Origin of the sequence: Streptomyces sp. NPDC052114, assembly GCF_040680155.1 — a bacterium.
GTDB lineage: Bacteria > Actinomycetota > Actinomycetes > Streptomycetales > Streptomycetaceae > Streptomyces.
Genome location: NZ_JBFAWC010000010.1, coordinates 253773 through 269163, shown reverse-complemented (window position 1 = coordinate 269163; position 15391 = coordinate 253773). Strand labels below are relative to the sequence as shown.

Sequence of the window (15391 nt, the reverse complement as noted above, 5' to 3'; positions counted from 1 at the left end):
CCTCAGGCCCCCTTGGCCGCGGTACGGACCAGGACGAGGCCGCCGTTCGGACCAGGAACTGCGCCCTTGATGAGCAGCAGACCCTTCTCCGCGTCAACGGCGTGGACGGTCAGGTTCTGGGTGGTGACCCGCTCGTTGCCCATGCGGCCCGCCATGCGCATGCCCTTGAAGACACGGCCGGGGGTGGCACAGCCACCGATGGAACCGGGCTTGCGGTGCACGCGGTGGGCACCGTGGGACGCCTTGCCGCCGTGGAAGTTGTGACGCTTCATCACACCGGCGAAGCCCTTGCCCTTGCTCTTGCCGGTGACGTCGACCTTGATACCGGCCTCGAACGTCTCGGCAGTCAGCTCCTGGCCGAGGGTGTACTCGCTGGCGTCAGCGGTACGGATCTCGACGAGGTGGCGACGGGGGGTCACGTCGGCCTTGGCGAAGTGGCCCTTGAGGGGCTTGTTCACCTTGCGCGGGTCGATCTCGCCGAAGGCGATCTGGACCGACTCGTAGCCGTCGCTGTCATTCGTACGGACCTGGGTAACGACGCAGGGTCCGGCCTTGACCACGGTCACCGGGACGACACGGTTGTTCTCGTCCCAGACCTGGGTCATGCCGAGCTTCTCGCCCAGGATGCCCTTGATCTGCTTGGTCATCTCTCTCGCGCCCTTCAGAGCTTGATCTCGATGTCAACGCCGGCCGGAAGGTCCAGGCGCATCAGCGAGTCAACGGTCTTGGGCGTCGGGTCGAGGATGTCGATCAGGCGCTTGTGCGTGCGCATCTCGAAGTGCTCGCGCGAGTCCTTGTACTTGTGCGGCGACTTGATGACGCAGTACACGTTCTTCTCAGTGGGCAGCGGCACCGGGCCCGCGACCGACGCACCAGTACGGGTCACCGTCTCGACGATCTTCTTCGCCGAGGAGTCGATGACCTCGTGGTCGTAGGCCTTGAGCCGGATGCGGATCTTCTGTCCCGCCATGGCTACTTAGTAGTCCTTCGTCTCGAAACGCTCTGGCTCCCGGAAGGCCCTTTTTTCTACTTCCTCCGACCCACGCGGTCGGGCGTGTCGCAGTCCCGCTCACACAGATCTCCCGAAGGATTTCCCTGCTAGGGGCTGCGGCCCTCGATGACCGCGGGTCCGGGGGAAGAAACCCACCGGGCGCCTGGTTGAACCACCGCACTGCACTTCCCGAAAGATTCCCGTACGTCCGCCACAGCGCTGCCTTACGGCAGATGGGGCGACGAGTACTGTGGGACTCGCTTCCGGTCCTCCCGGCGGGAGGCGCACAGCATCGGCACTCAACCGAGCAACCTGAACAGTGTGCCATACGTGGGATGCCGAAGGCCAATCGGGGCGAACTGTCAAGCTGCCACGGCCGGGATCGCGTACGCAAAGAGCCCCGCTCACCCAGAGGTGAACGGGGCTCTTCGCTGCGCTCAGTTCAGAGCGACCGGGTCTCCCCGATCCGCAAGCAAGCGAACTTACTTGTTGATCTTGGTGACCTGGCCGGCGCCGACGGTCCGGCCACCCTCACGGATGGCGAACTTCAGGCCCTCTTCCATGGCGACGGGCTGGATGAGCTCGACGGTCATCTCGGTGTTGTCGCCCGGCATGACCATCTCGGTGCCCTCGGGGAGGGTCACGACGCCGGTCACGTCCGTGGTGCGGAAGTAGAACTGCGGGCGGTAGTTGTTGAAGAACGGGGTGTGACGGCCACCCTCGTCCTTCGACAGGATGTAGGCCTGGGCCTCGAACTCGGTGTGCGGCGTGACCGAACCGGGCTTGATGATGACCTGGCCGCGCTCGACGTCCTCGCGCTTGATGCCACGGAGGAGCAGACCGACGTTCTCACCGGCCTGGCCCTCGTCGAGCAGCTTGCGGAACATCTCGATGCCGGTGACCGTGGTGGTGGTCTTCTCGGTCTTGATGCCGATGATGTCGACGGTCTCGTTGACCTTGAGGATACCGCGCTCGATACGACCGGTGACGACGGTGCCACGACCGGTGATCGTGAAGACGTCCTCGATCGGCATCAGGAACGGCTTGTCGACGTCGCGCTCGGGCTCCGGGATGGACTCGTCCACGGCCTTCATGAGCTCGAGGACCGAGTTGCCCCACTCCTTGTCGCCCTCGAGGGCCTTCAGAGCGGAGACCTTGACGACCGGAACGTCGTCGCCCGGGAACTCGTACTCGGAGAGGAGCTCGCGGACCTCGAGCTCGACGAGCTCCAGGATCTCCTCGTCGTCCACCATGTCGGCCTTGTTCAGGGCGACGACGATGTACGGAACGCCGACCTGGCGGGCCAGGAGCACGTGCTCCTTGGTCTGCGGCATCGGGCCGTCGGTGGCGGCGACCACGAGGATGGCGCCGTCCATCTGCGCGGCACCCGTGATCATGTTCTTGATGTAGTCCGCGTGACCGGGGCAGTCGACGTGCGCGTAGTGACGGCCCTCGGTCTGGTACTCGACGTGCGCGATCGAGATCGTGATACCGCGCTGGCGCTCCTCGGGAGCCTTGTCGATCTGGTCGAAGGCCGAGGCCTCGTTCAGGTCGGGGTACGCGTCGTGCAGCACCTTGGTAATGGCGGCCGTGAGGGTCGTCTTACCGTGGTCAATGTGACCGATGGTGCCGATGTTGACGTGCGGCTTAGTCCGCTCGAACTTCGCCTTCGCCACTGGGTCCTCCTGTGGAGTGGTTCTGTACGCCTTGCTTCATCGGCGCCAGGTGATCTTTGCTGGGAAGCCAGCCGCCGGGGTTCTCGCCTCTTGGGGTCGAACCCCGACGGATGGTGTCAAGCCTAAAGCGTGAACTCGGGTGAGTTACTCGCCCTTGGCCTTCGCGATGATCTCCTCGGCGACGTTCCGCGGAACCTCGGCGTAGGAGTCGAACTGCATCGAGTAGCTTGCGCGACCCGACGTCTTGCTGCGGAGGTCTCCGACGTAGCCGAACATCTCCGAGAGGGGCACGAGGCCCTTCACGACGCGGGCGCCACTGCGCTCCTCCATGGCCTGGATCTGGCCACGGCGGGAGTTGATGTCGCCGATGACGTCGCCCATGTAGTCCTCGGGCGTGGTGACCTCGACGGCCATCATCGGCTCGAGCAGCACGGGCTTGGCCTGCCGCGCGGCCTCCTTGAAGGCCTGCGAACCGGCGATCTTGAAGGCGAGCTCGGAGGAGTCGACCTCGTGGTAGGCACCGTCGAGAAGCGTGACGCGGACGCCCGTCATCTCGTAGCCCGCCAGGATGCCGAACTGCATGGCCTCCTGCGCACCCGCGTCCACCGACGGGATGTACTCCCGCGGGATGCGGCCACCGGTGACCTTGTTCACGAACTCGTACGACGCGTCGCCGTCCGTGATCGGCTCGATCGCGATCTGCACCTTGGCGAACTGACCAGTACCACCGGTCTGCTTCTTGTGGGTGTAGTCCACGCGCTCGACGGCCCGACGGATCGTCTCGCGGTACGCGACCTGCGGCTTGCCGACGTTCGCCTCGACGCGGAACTCGCGCTTCATGCGGTCGACGAGCACCTCGAGGTGAAGCTCGCCCATACCACCGATGATGGTCTGGCCGGTCTCCTCGTCCGAGTGGACCTGGAAGGAGGGGTCCTCCTCCGAGAGACGCTGGATGGCGACACCCAGCTTCTCCTGGTCGCCCTTGGACTTCGGCTCGATGGCGACCTGGATGACCGGCGCCGGGAAGTCCATGGACTCCAGGATCACCGGCTGCTTGTCGTCACAGAGCGTCTCACCCGTGGTGGTCTGCTTCAGACCCATGACGGCGACGATGTCACCGGCGCCCACCGACTCGATCTCCTCACGCTTGTTCGCGTGCATGCGGTAGATCTTGCCGATGCGCTCCTTCTTGCCCTTGACGGAGTTCAGCACCGCGGTGCCGGAGTCCAGGCGACCGGAGTAGATCCGGACGAAGGTGAGCTTGCCGAGGTGCGGGTCGCTCGCGATCTTGAACGCGAGGGCCGACAGCGGCTCGTCGTCGGACGGCTTGCGCTTGACGACCTCCTCCGGGTCCTTCACGCCGTGGCCCTCGATGGCCTCGACGTCCAGGGGGGAGGGGAGGTAGCGCACGACGGCGTCGAGCAGGGGCTGGACGCCCTTGTTCTTGAACGCGGTGCCGCAGAAGACGGGGGTGACGGTGGTGTCGCCGCCCTTGCCCGAGGCGATGGTGATGCGACGGATCGCCGCGTACAGCTGCTCCTCGGTGGGCTCCTGGCCCTCGAGGTACAGCTCCATCATCTGCTCGTCGTTCTCGGCCACGGCCTCGAGGAGCTTGCCGCGGTACTCGTCGGCAGCCTCGGTGTGCGTGTCCGGGATGTCGACGATGTCGTAGGCCTCGCCCATCTTGGTCTCTGCGGACCAGACGAAGGCCTTCATCGTGACGAGGTCGACGACGCCCTTGAAGTCAGCCTCCGCGCCGATGGGCAGCTGCATGACGATCGGGGTCGCACCGAGGCGGTCGACGATCATGTCGACGCAGCGGTGGAACTCGGCACCCGTGCGGTCGAGCTTGTTGACGAAGCAGATGCGCGGAACGCCGTAACGGTCCGCCTGACGCCACACGGTCTCGGACTGGGGCTCAACGCCGGCGACGCCGTCGAACACCGTGACAGCACCGTCGAGCACGCGGAGCGAACGCTCCACCTCGACCGTGAAGTCGACGTGCCCGGGGGTGTCAATGATGTTGATCGTGTGGTCGACATCGTTCAGCGGCCAGTGACAGGTGGTGGCAGCAGAGGTGATCGTGATGCCACGCTCCTGCTCCTGCTCCATCCAGTCCATCGTGGCAGCGCCGTCGTGGACCTCACCGATCTTGTACGAGACACCGGTGTAGAACAGGATCCGCTCGGTGGTCGTCGTCTTGCCCGCGTCGATGTGGGCCATGATGCCGATGTTGCGCACCTTGGCCAGGTCAAGTGAAGTGGTAGCCATGTTGGCTCAGTCTTCTCTCGGTCTCGATGTGGGTAGCGACTACCAGCGGTAGTGCGCGAAGGCCTTGTTGGACTCGGCCATCTTGTGCGTGTCCTCGCGCTTCTTCACAGCGGCACCCAGGCCGTTGGAGGCGTCGAGGAGCTCGTTGAGCAGACGCTCGGTCATGGTCTTCTCGCGACGGGCGCGGGAGTAACCGACCAGCCAGCGCAGGGCCAGCGTGTTGGCACGACCGGGCTTGACCTCGATCGGAACCTGGTAGGTCGCACCACCGACGCGGCGGGACTTGACCTCGAGGGTCGGCTTGATGTTCTCCAGCGCGCGCTTCAGCGTGATGACCGGGTCGTTGCCGGTCTTCTCGCGCAGGCCCTCCATGGCGCCGTACACGATGCGCTCGGCGGTGGAGCGCTTGCCGTTCAGCAGCACCTTGTTGATGAGGGAGGTCACCAGAGGAGAACCGTAGACCGGGTCGATGATGACCGGGCGCTTCGGGGCGGGGCCCTTACGAGGCATTCTTACTTCTCCTTCTTGGCGCCGTAGCGGCTGCGGGCCTGCTTGCGGTTCTTGACACCCTGGGTGTCGAGCGAACCGCGGATGATCTTGTAGCGAACACCAGGCAGGTCCTTCACACGGCCACCACGCACGAGCACGATGGAGTGCTCCTGCAGGTTGTGTCCCTCACCCGGAATGTAGGCCGTGACCTCGATCCCGGAGGTCAGACGCACACGCGCGACCTTACGGAGGGCCGAGTTCGGCTTCTTCGGGGTGGTCGTGAACACACGCGTGCAGACGCCACGGCGCTGGGGCGAACCCTCGAGTGCGGGCGTCTTGTTCTTCTCGACCTTGTCCTGCCGGCCCTTGCGGACCAGCTGCTGGATCGTAGGCACTACTTCTCCGGTTTCTGTGTGCCGAATAGTAAAGCTAACCTGGAACGTTGCCGACCCACGCGGTCGGGTGTGTCGAATGCTGCAGACTCCCGCCGCAAGACGGAAAGAAGCGCAGATTACGGCGGCCGTTCTCGGACTCCCGCTGCGGTTGAGGACACGCGCGCGAGCCCAGGCACACCCCAGGCACAAGGTCTGAGCGTACCTACCTCATCGAGTTCGGTCAAAACAAATGCGGTGGGGCGCGACACGCCGGACATCTGCGCCGATCAGCACCGCCGCAGAAAGTCCTTGATCAATTCGACGTCCGCCTGGTCCTTCGGCCGGAGCGAGCGCTCTTTCCAGACGAGGATCTGCGACAGCGGGCAGAACGGGATGCCGGAGACCCACTCCGCGCCCGCGATCAACTCGTCCGGCCCCGGCGTGCCCGGCAGCCACTGGTCGAAGACCTCGATGTCCCCGTCGCAGAGCAGCACCATGCGGCCGTGCCCGGAGGGCGCCGTGACCGGCTCGGCCAGCCCGGCGGCGATCTTCCATGCGGCACCCCGCGCGACGACGTCCAGATCGCCGATCCGGTCCCTGATGCCGTGTGCCAGCAGCGCGCCACTGCCCGCCACGACGTAGTCCGCGGTCGGCAGGTCCAGGGACAGCAGCTTCCGGACCAGAGGGTGCCTTCTCAGCTCCACGGCGGCGTCTCCTAAAGGACGGGCAGCCCGACCGCTGAGCGAGCAGCCATGCTCATCGCCAGCGAGGCGATGACACTGGCCAGCGTACCGATGAGGAAGTACTCGGACGCGTGTTTGCCGTGATCGTTCGTAGGGACACGGGCCAACGACTTCGCCGCAAGCACCAGGGCCGCGGCCTCCGGCCGGCCCGCGGCGAGGAACGCGAAGAGAAGTCCTCGTTCCAACAGTCCGATCGCCCGGCCCGCGCTCATGAATTCCACGGCCGCCCTGCGCTCCGGACTGTCCGGCAGCGCCAGGATCTCCCCGCGCACGGGCCCGGTAGCCGCCTTGGCCAGGGCCCCTCCCCCGAATACGGAAATGAGTGCGGCCGAAAGGAAGACGGTCACCTTGTCACTGAGGAACAGGTCCTTGGAGAGGGGTGCCACCGTCGCACCGGCGGACCACGCCGCGAGGGCCGCGGCCACCACGAGGGCCGCGACGCTCGCCCGCCGCGTACGGGCCAGCCGCCCCACCATCAGAGGCATCGTCACGGTGACGCCAGGCTCCGGCAGGCCCGCGGGGTGCTTCCACAGCACGCCTCCCAGAGACAGCAGGACGGCCACCGCCAGCGCCAGCCACGCCCTGTCCTCGCCGACGTACGGCGCTGCCGCGTAGAGCCCGTAGACCGACGTGAAGAGGACCGTCCCCCAGGGGCGCGGGCCCTGCCACGCGAGGCCCAACGGGATCAGAACCGCGGCCGCCAGACCGAAGGACAGCCGAGCCGTCTCCACACCCCTACCCCCAACTCCCCTGTGGTGCGCGGGACTTGGTCCAGCGCGACGCCGCCACGCATCCTAGCCACCACAACGCCGAAGGGCGCCCACCCCACCCACGGGATAAGCGCCCTTCAACAGAACCTCTAAGCCTTACTGGTTGTAAGGCCCGTAGTCGTAGTCCTCCAGCGGAACGGCCTGGCCGGAGCCCGTGCCGAACGGGGAGTAGTCGATGTCGTCGTAGCCGACGGCCGAGTACATCGCGGCCTTGGCCTCCTCGGTCGGCTCGACCCGGATGTTGCGGTAGCGGGACAGACCCGTACCGGCCGGGATGAGCTTACCGATGATGACGTTCTCCTTGAGGCCGATGAGGCTGTCGGACTTGGCGTTGATCGCCGCGTCCGTCAGAACTCGGGTCGTCTCCTGGAAGGAGGCGGCCGACAGCCAGGACTCCGTCGCCAGCGAGGCCTTGGTGATACCCATCAGCTGCGGACGGCCGGAGGCCGGGTGGCCGCCTTCCGTCACGACCCGACGGTTCTCGGTCTCGAACTTCGAGCGCTCGACGAGCTCGCCCGGCAGCAGCTCCGCGTCGCCGGACTCGATGATCGTCACGCGGCGCAGCATCTGCCGGATGATGATCTCGATGTGCTTGTCGTGGATCGACACACCCTGCGAGTTGTAGACCTTCTGGACCTCGCCGACCAGGTGGACCTGGACCGCGCGCTGACCGAGGATCCGCAGCACGTCGTGCGGGTTGGTGGCACCGAAGGTGAGCTTCTGGCCCACCTCGACGTGGTCACCCTCGCGCACCAGGACCTTGGCACGCTTCGAGATCGGGAACGCCGTCTCGTCGCTGCCGTCGTCCGGGGTGACGACGATCTTCTTGGTCTTCTCGGTCTCCTCGATGCGGACACGGCCCGCGGCCTCGGAGATCGGGGCGACACCCTTCGGCGTACGAGCCTCGAAGAGCTCGACGACACGAGGCAGACCCTGGGTGATGTCGTCACCGGCCACACCACCGGTGTGGAAGGTACGCATCGTCAGCTGGGTACCGGGCTCACCGATGGACTGGGCGGCGATGATGCCGACCGCCTCACCGATGTCGACCAGCTTGCCGGTGGCGAGCGAACGGCCGTAGCAGAAGGCACAGGTGCCGACCGCGGACTCACAGGTCAGGACCGAGCGGGTCTTGACCTCCTCGACGCCGTTGGCGACCAGGGCGTCGATGAGCACGTCACCGAGGTCGACGTTGGCCGGCGCGATGACCTTGCCGTCGATGACGACGTCCTCGGCCAGCATGCGGGCGTACACGGACGTCTCGACGTCCTCCGTCTTGCGGAGCACGCCGTCCTCGCCACGGACCGCGATCTTCAGCTTCAGACCGCGCTCGGTGCCACAGTCCTCCTCGCGAATGATGACGTCCTGGGAGACGTCGACCAGACGACGGGTGAGGTAACCGGAGTCGGCGGTACGAAGGGCGGTGTCCGCAAGACCCTTACGGGCACCGTGCGTCGAGATGAAGTACTCGAGCACGGAGAGGCCCTCGCGGAACGAGGCCTTGATCGGACGCGGGATGGTCTCGTTCTTCGCGTTCGACACCAGACCACGCATACCGGCGATCTGACGCATCTGCATCATGTTTCCTCGGGCACCCGAGTCAACCATCATGAAGATGGGGTTCGTCTTGGGGAAGTTCGCGTTCATCGCCTCGGCGACCTCGTTGGTCGCCTTGGTCCAGATCGCGATGAGCTCCTGCGTGCGCTCGTCCTTGGTGATCAGACCGCGCTCGTACTGCTTCTGGACCTTCTCGTCCTGGGCCTCGTAGCCCGCGACGATCTCCTTCTTGGCCTCGGGGACCACGACGTCGGAGATGGCCACGGTGACGCCGGAACGGGTCGCCCAGTAGAAGCCCGCCGCCTTCAGGTTGTCGAGCGTCGCCGCCACGATGACCTTGGGGTAGCGCTCGGCGAGGTCGTTGACGATCTCGGAGAGCTGCTTCTTGCCGACCGAGTAGTCGACGAACGGGTAGTCCTCGGGCAGCAGCTCGTTGAAGAGCGCGCGGCCCAGGGACGTACGCAGCCGGAAGCTGTCGCCCTGCTGGTACTCCTGCTCGCCCTCCTCGGCGACCGGCGGGGTCCAGCCGCGCGGCGGGATGGTGCCCACCGGGAAGCGGATGTCGACGGTCGACTGGAGCGCCAGCTCGCCGGCGTCGAACGCCATGATCGCCTCGGCGACGGAACCGAACGCGCGGCCCTCGCCCTTGGTGTCACGGAGCTCACCGTCGGTGGTGAGGAAGAACAGACCGAGGACCATGTCCTGGGTCGGCATCGTCACCGGACGGCCGTCGGCGGGCTTGAGGATGTTGTTCGAGGACAGCATCAGGATGCGGGCCTCGGCCTGCGCCTCCGCGGAGAGCGGCAGGTGGACGGCCATCTGGTCACCGTCGAAGTCCGCGTTGAACGCGGTGCAGACGAGCGGGTGGATCTGGATGGCCTTGCCCTCGACCAGCTGCGGCTCGAAGGCCTGGATGCCGAGGCGGTGCAGCGTGGGCGCACGGTTCAGCAGAACCGGGTGCTCGGCGATGACCTCTTCGAGGACGTCGTACACGACCGTGCGGCCGCGCTCGACCATCCGCTTGGCGCTCTTGATGTTCTGCGCGTGGTTCAGGTCGACCAGGCGCTTCATCACGAACGGCTTGAAGAGCTCCAGCGCCATGGCCTTGGGCAGACCACACTGGTGCAGCTTCAGCTGCGGACCGACGACGATCACGGAACGCGCGGAGTAGTCCACACGCTTACCGAGCAGGTTCTGACGGAATCGACCCTGCTTACCCTTCAGCATGTCGCTGAGGGACTTCAGCGGACGGTTGCCGGGGCCCGTCACCGGGCGGCCACGACGGCCGTTGTCGAAGAGGGCGTCGACCGCCTCCTGGAGCATGCGCTTCTCGTTGTTCACGATGATCTCGGGGGCACCGAGGTCGAGAAGGCGCTTCAGGCGGTTGTTGCGGTTGATCACGCGGCGGTACAGGTCGTTCAGGTCGGAGGTCGCGAAGCGGCCACCGTCCAGCTGCACCATCGGACGCAGGTCCGGCGGGATGACCGGCACGCAGTCGAGCACCATGCCCTTGGGGCTGTTGCTGGTCTGCAGGAACGCGGAGACGACCTTGAGGCGCTTGAGCGCACGGGTCTTCTTCTGGCCCTTGCCGGTACGGATGATCTCGCGGAGGCGCTCGGCCTCCTCGTCGAGGTCGAAGGTCTCCAGGCGCTTCTGCAGGGCAGCGGCACCCATGGAGCCGTCGAAGTACGTGCCGAAGCGGTCACGCAGCTCGCGGTAGAGCAGCTCGTCGCCCTCGAGGTCCTGGACCTTGAGGTTCTTGAAGCGGTTCCACACCTCGTCGAGACGGTCGATCTCGCGCTGGGCGCGGTCGCGCAGCTGCTTCATCTCGCGCTCGGCGCCCTCGCGCACCTTGCGGCGCACGTCGGCCTTGGCACCCTCGGCCTCGAGCTCGGCCAGGTCGGTCTCGAGCTTCTTGGCGCGGGCCTCGAGGTCCGAGTCGCGGCGGTTCTCGATCTGCTGACGCTCGACGGAGACGTGCGCCTCCAGGGACGGCAGGTCGCGCGTACGGCGCTCCTCGTCCACGAACGTGATCATGTACGCGGCGAAGTAGATGACCTTCTCGAGGTCCTTCGGCGCCAGGTCGAGGAGGTAGCCCAGGCGCGACGGGACGCCCTTGAAGTACCAGATGTGCGTGACGGGAGCGGCCAGCTCGATGTGGCCCATCCGCTCACGGCGCACCTTGGCGCGCGTGACCTCGACGCCACAGCGCTCACAGATGATGCCCTTGAAGCGGACGCGCTTGTACTTGCCGCAGTAGCACTCCCAGTCCCGGGTCGGACCGAAGATCTTCTCGCAGAAGAGTCCGTCCTTCTCGGGCTTGAGGGTGCGGTAGTTGATGGTCTCGGGCTTCTTGACCTCGCCGTGGCTCCACTGACGGATGTCGTCCGCGGTGGCCAGGCCGATCCGGAGCTCGTCGAAGAAGTTGACGTCGAGCACTATGCGTCAATCCCTCTCAGGGTCGTGTCTCAATCATGGTCTGTACGGGGTCCGGGGCGGGGCCGGGATCTCGCGGGGAGATCCCGGCCAGACCCGTCAGACCTCTTCGACGCTGCTCGGCTCGCGCCGGGACAGGTCGATGCCGAGCTCCTCCGCCGCGCGGAAGACGTCCTCGTCGGTGTCGCGCATCTCGATGGACATGCCGTCCGAGGACAGCACCTCCACGTTGAGGCACAGGGACTGCATTTCCTTGATGAGCACCTTGAAGGACTCGGGAATGCCGGGCTCGGGGATGTTCTCGCCCTTGACGATGGCCTCGTAGACCTTCACGCGGCCGGTCACGTCGTCGGACTTGATCGTCAGCAGCTCCTGGAGGGCGTACGCGGCGCCGTATGCCTCCAGCGCCCACACCTCCATCTCACCGAAGCGCTGACCACCGAACTGAGCCTTACCACCCAGCGGCTGCTGGGTGATCATCGAGTACGGACCGGTCGAGCGGGCGTGCAGCTTGTCGTCGACCAGGTGGTGCAGCTTCAGGATGTACATGTACCCGACCGAGATCGGGTCCGGGAACGGCTCGCCGGAGCGGCCGTCGAACAGCTGCGCCTTGCCGGACGGAAGCACCATGCGCTCGCCGTCGCGGTTCGGGATCGTGTGCTGCAGCAGACCGGCGAGCTCGTCCTCACGCGCACCGTCGAAGACGGGGGTGGCGACGTTCGTGCCCGGGGCGACCTGGTCGGCACCGATGGCCTGCAGGCGCTGCGCCCACTCGTCCGCGAGGCCGGAGACGTCCCAGCCGCGGCTGGCGAGCCAGCCGAGGTGGATCTCCAGGACCTGTCCCGGGTTCATTCGGGACGGCACACCCAGCGGGTTGAGGATGATGTCGACCGGAGTTCCGTCCTCGAGGAACGGCATGTCCTCGATCGGAAGGATCTTCGAGATGACGCCCTTGTTGCCGTGACGGCCGGCGAGCTTGTCACCGTCCGTGATCTTGCGCTTCTGCGCCACGTAGACACGAACCAGCTGGTTCACGCCCGGCGGCAGCTCGTCGCCCTCTTCACGGTCGAAGACGCGGACGCCGATGACCTTGCCGGTCTCGCCGTGCGGCACCTTCAGGGAGGTGTCACGGACCTCGCGCGCCTTCTCACCGAAGATCGCGCGGAGCAGACGCTCCTCCGGGGTCAGCTCGGTCTCACCCTTGGGCGTGACCTTGCCGACGAGGATGTCGCCGGCGATGACCTCGGCGCCGATGCGGATGATGCCGCGCTCGTCGAGGTCGGCGAGGACCTCCTCGGAGACGTTCGGGATGTCCCGGGTGATCTCCTCGGGGCCGAGCTTGGTGTCACGGGCGTCGACCTCGTGCTCCTCGATGTGGATCGAGGAGAGGACGTCGTCCTGCACGAGGCGCTGCGACAGGATGATCGCGTCCTCGTAGTTGTGACCCTCCCACGGCATGAACGCCACGAGCAGGTTCTTGCCGAGGGCCATCTCGCCCTCTTCGGTCGCGGGACCGTCGGCCAGGACCTGGCCCTCGATCACGCGGGCGCCCTCGTCGACGACGACCTTCTGGTTGACGGAGGTGCCCTGGTTCGACCGGGAGAACTTGGCGATGCGGTACGTGGTGTACGTGCCGTCGTCGTTCGTGACGGTGACGTAGTCCGCGGAGACCTCCTGGACCACACCCGCCTTCTCGGCCTTGATCACGTCACCGGCGTCGGTGGCGCAGCGGTACTCCATGCCGGTGCCGACGAGCGGCGCCTCGGCCTTGATGAGCGGCACGGACTGGCGCATCATGTTCGCGCCCATGAGGGCACGGTTGGCGTCGTCGTGCTCGAGGAACGGGATCATGGCGGTCGCGACCGACACCATCTGGCGCGGCGAGACGTCCATGTAGTCGACGTCGTCACCGGGGACGTAGTCGACCTCGCCGCCACGGCGGCGGACCAGCACGCGGGCCTCGGCGAACCGGAGCTCGTCGGTCAGCGGCGCGTTGGCCTGCGCGATGACGAAGTGGTCTTCCTCGTCGGCGGTCAGGTAGTCGACGTCGTCGCCGACGACACCGTCGGTGACCTTGCGGTACGGCGTCTCGATGAAGCCGAACGCGTTGATGCGGCCGTACGAGGCGAGCGAACCGATCAGACCGATGTTCGGGCCTTCGGGCGTCTCGATCGGGCACATGCGGCCGTAGTGGGACGGGTGCACGTCTCGGACCTCGAAGCCGGCCCGCTCACGGGAGAGACCACCCGGGCCGAGGGCGTTCAGACGACGCTTGTGCGTCAGCCCCGACAGCGGGTTGTTCTGGTCCATGAACTGGGACAGCTGCGACGTACCGAAGAACTCCTTGATCGACGCCACCACAGGGCGGATGTTGATCAGGGTCTGCGGCGTGATCGCCTCGACGTCCTGGGTGGTCATGCGCTCGCGCACGACGCGCTCCATACGGGCGAGACCCGTACGGACCTGGTTCTGGATCAGCTCACCGACGTTACGGATACGGCGGTTGCCGAAGTGGTCGATGTCGTCGGTCTCGACCATGATCGTGCGGCCGGACTCGCCGACCGTCTCGGTCTCACCGGCGTGCAGCTTCACCAGGTACTTGATGGTCGCGATGATGTCGTCCGTGGTGAGGACACCCGCGTCCAGCGGCTCGTCGGCGCCGAGCTTCTTGTTGACCTTGTAGCGGCCGACCTTCGCGAGGTCGTAGCGCTTCGGGTTGAAGTACAGGTTCTCGAGCAGCGTCTGCGCGGCCTCACGGGTCGGGGGCTCGCCCGGGCGCAGCTTGCGGTAGATGTCGAGCAGCGCGTCGTCCTGACCCTGGGTGTGGTCCTTCTCCAGGGTGGCGCGCATGGACTCGTACTCGCCGAACTCCTCCAGGATCTGCTCGGTCGTCCAACCGAGGGCCTTGAGGAGGACGGTGACGGACTGCTTGCGCTTGCGGTCGATGCGCACACCGACCATGTCGCGCTTGTCGATCTCCATCTCCAGCCAGGCACCGCGGGACGGGATGACCTTGGCCGAGAAGATGTCCTTGTCGGACGTCTTGTCGATGGAGGAGTCGAAGTAGACACCGGGCGAACGGACGAGCTGCGACACGACGACACGCTCGGTGCCGTTGATGACGAAGGTGCCCTTGTTCGTCATGAGCGGGAAGTCGCCCATGAAGACCGTCTGGGACTTGATCTCGCCGGTCTCGTTGTTGGTGAACTCGGCGGTGACGAAGAGCGGGGCGGCGTACGTGAAGTCGCGCTCCTTGCACTCGTCGATCGAGTTCTTCGGAGGCTCGAAGCGGTGGTCGCGGAACGTCAGGGACATCGACCCGGAGAAGTCCTCGATCGGCGAGATCTCCTCGAAGATCTCTTCCAGACCGGACTTGGTGGGGACGTTCTGTCCGCTGTCCAGAGCCGCCTCGACACGAGCCTTCCAGGCGTCATTGCCGAGCAGCCAGTCAAAGCTCTCGGTCTGCAGCGCAAGAAGGTTCGGAACCTCGAGGGGCTCCTTGATCTTTGCAAAGGAGATGCGCAGCGGGGCGGTGCTTGCGCCGTTGTTCGTATTCGCGGTCGAGGCAGTGCGCGAGGCGGCCAAGAGGGGGTCCTTCCGAGGGCTCGGACTCACTACGCGCGTACCGGTCCCAGGCTGGACACAGAGACAGAAATCCCTGGTCAGGGAAGTTTCGGTCCACAGTGCTGAAGCATGGGCATGCCCCTGGTGACGGGCAGGAGGCAGCTAACAGGCAGCGCAAAGGGTCAGTGTAGCCAGTTGGCCCACTGATGTCCAGTGCGGGTTCTGGGAGACCCTCGTTGTTCTCAACCCCTGCTGCAAGCCACGCCCTCGATGCACATCGATACTGCCCTCTTCGCCGCCGATCCATGCCTCGGATGCGGATCGTTGTGACGACGCGTCCTGAGAATTGCGCGCTGCGTGCGGTTCGTCAAGGCCCCCCTGCCCCGACCGGGCCCCGACGAGGCCCCGAGATCGTCACCGTCACGGGCCGTCCGGAGGCACAACGAAGATCACCATACTCGCCGCGACCGACAGCGCAAGGCACCCGCCACGAGAGCCCCCGGGAACGCCGAAAGGCGAC

Annotated in this window: 10 protein-coding genes; all 10 read right to left on the bottom strand. The window is 66.0% G+C overall.

Going from position 1 to position 15391, the window contains the following annotated elements:
* Positions 1-2: 2 nt before the first annotated feature.
* The 10 genes from rplC to rpoB all read right to left on the bottom strand — a co-directional run bounded on the left by rplC (position 3) and on the right by rpoB (position 14892).
* A complete protein-coding gene (gene rplC / locus AB0L89_RS23600) occupies positions 3-647 on the bottom strand; it encodes a 50S ribosomal protein L3 (RefSeq protein WP_055698223.1) in 645 nt (214 codons plus the stop codon).
* 14 nt (positions 648-661) lie between these two features.
* Positions 662-970 (bottom strand): 30S ribosomal protein S10, encoded by a 309-nt coding sequence (gene rpsJ / locus AB0L89_RS23595; RefSeq protein WP_003948644.1) that lies wholly within the window; start codon positions 968-970, stop codon positions 662-664.
* A 503-nt stretch (positions 971-1473) separates the two neighbouring features.
* Positions 1474-2667 carry an elongation factor Tu gene (gene tuf / locus AB0L89_RS23590; RefSeq protein WP_365144045.1) on the bottom strand — a complete coding sequence of 398 codons (1194 nt, stop codon included), beginning with the start codon at positions 2665-2667 and terminating at the stop codon, positions 1474-1476.
* Between the two features lie 144 nt (positions 2668-2811).
* Positions 2812-4938, bottom strand: coding sequence for an elongation factor G (gene fusA / locus AB0L89_RS23585; protein ID WP_365144041.1), 2127 nt, complete (start codon positions 4936-4938; stop codon positions 2812-2814).
* 39 nt (positions 4939-4977) lie between these two features.
* Entirely contained in the window at positions 4978-5448 is a 471-nt protein-coding gene (rpsG, locus tag AB0L89_RS23580; protein ID WP_003974303.1) for a 30S ribosomal protein S7, read from the bottom strand.
* A gap of 2 nt (positions 5449-5450) precedes the next feature.
* Complete coding sequence (gene rpsL / locus AB0L89_RS23575; protein ID WP_003948652.1) at positions 5451-5822, bottom strand: 30S ribosomal protein S12; 372 nt, start codon at positions 5820-5822, stop codon at positions 5451-5453.
* Between the two features lie 266 nt (positions 5823-6088).
* Positions 6089-6505 carry a hypothetical protein gene (locus tag AB0L89_RS23570; RefSeq protein WP_365144037.1) on the bottom strand — a complete coding sequence of 139 codons (417 nt, stop codon included), beginning with the start codon at positions 6503-6505 and terminating at the stop codon, positions 6089-6091.
* An 11-nt stretch (positions 6506-6516) separates the two neighbouring features.
* Positions 6517-7275 (bottom strand): hypothetical protein, encoded by a 759-nt coding sequence (locus AB0L89_RS23565; protein WP_365144035.1) that lies wholly within the window; start codon positions 7273-7275, stop codon positions 6517-6519.
* A gap of 135 nt (positions 7276-7410) precedes the next feature.
* Positions 7411-11310, bottom strand: coding sequence for a DNA-directed RNA polymerase subunit beta' (locus AB0L89_RS23560; RefSeq protein ID WP_055698218.1), 3900 nt, complete (start codon positions 11308-11310; stop codon positions 7411-7413).
* A 96-nt stretch (positions 11311-11406) separates the two neighbouring features.
* The gene (rpoB, locus tag AB0L89_RS23555; protein ID WP_365144032.1) at positions 11407-14892 is read right to left on the bottom strand and encodes a DNA-directed RNA polymerase subunit beta; all 3486 of its coding nucleotides are present in this window, start codon (positions 14890-14892) and stop codon (positions 11407-11409) included.
* Positions 14893-15391 lie beyond the last annotated feature (499 nt).

Bases quoted from the DNA above. Each gene is read 5' to 3' on its own strand.
- rpsJ (WP_003948644.1), bottom strand. From the start codon at position 970: ATGGCGGGACAGAAGATCCGCATCCGGCTCAAGGCCTACGACCACGAG.
- fusA (WP_365144041.1), bottom strand. From the start codon at position 4,938: ATGGCTACCACTTCACTTGACCTGGCCAAGGTGCGCAACATCGGCATC.
- rplC (WP_055698223.1), bottom strand. From the start codon at position 647: ATGACCAAGCAGATCAAGGGCATCCTGGGCGAGAAGCTCGGCATGACC.
- rpsG (WP_003974303.1), bottom strand. From the start codon at position 5,448: ATGCCTCGTAAGGGCCCCGCCCCGAAGCGCCCGGTCATCATCGACCCG.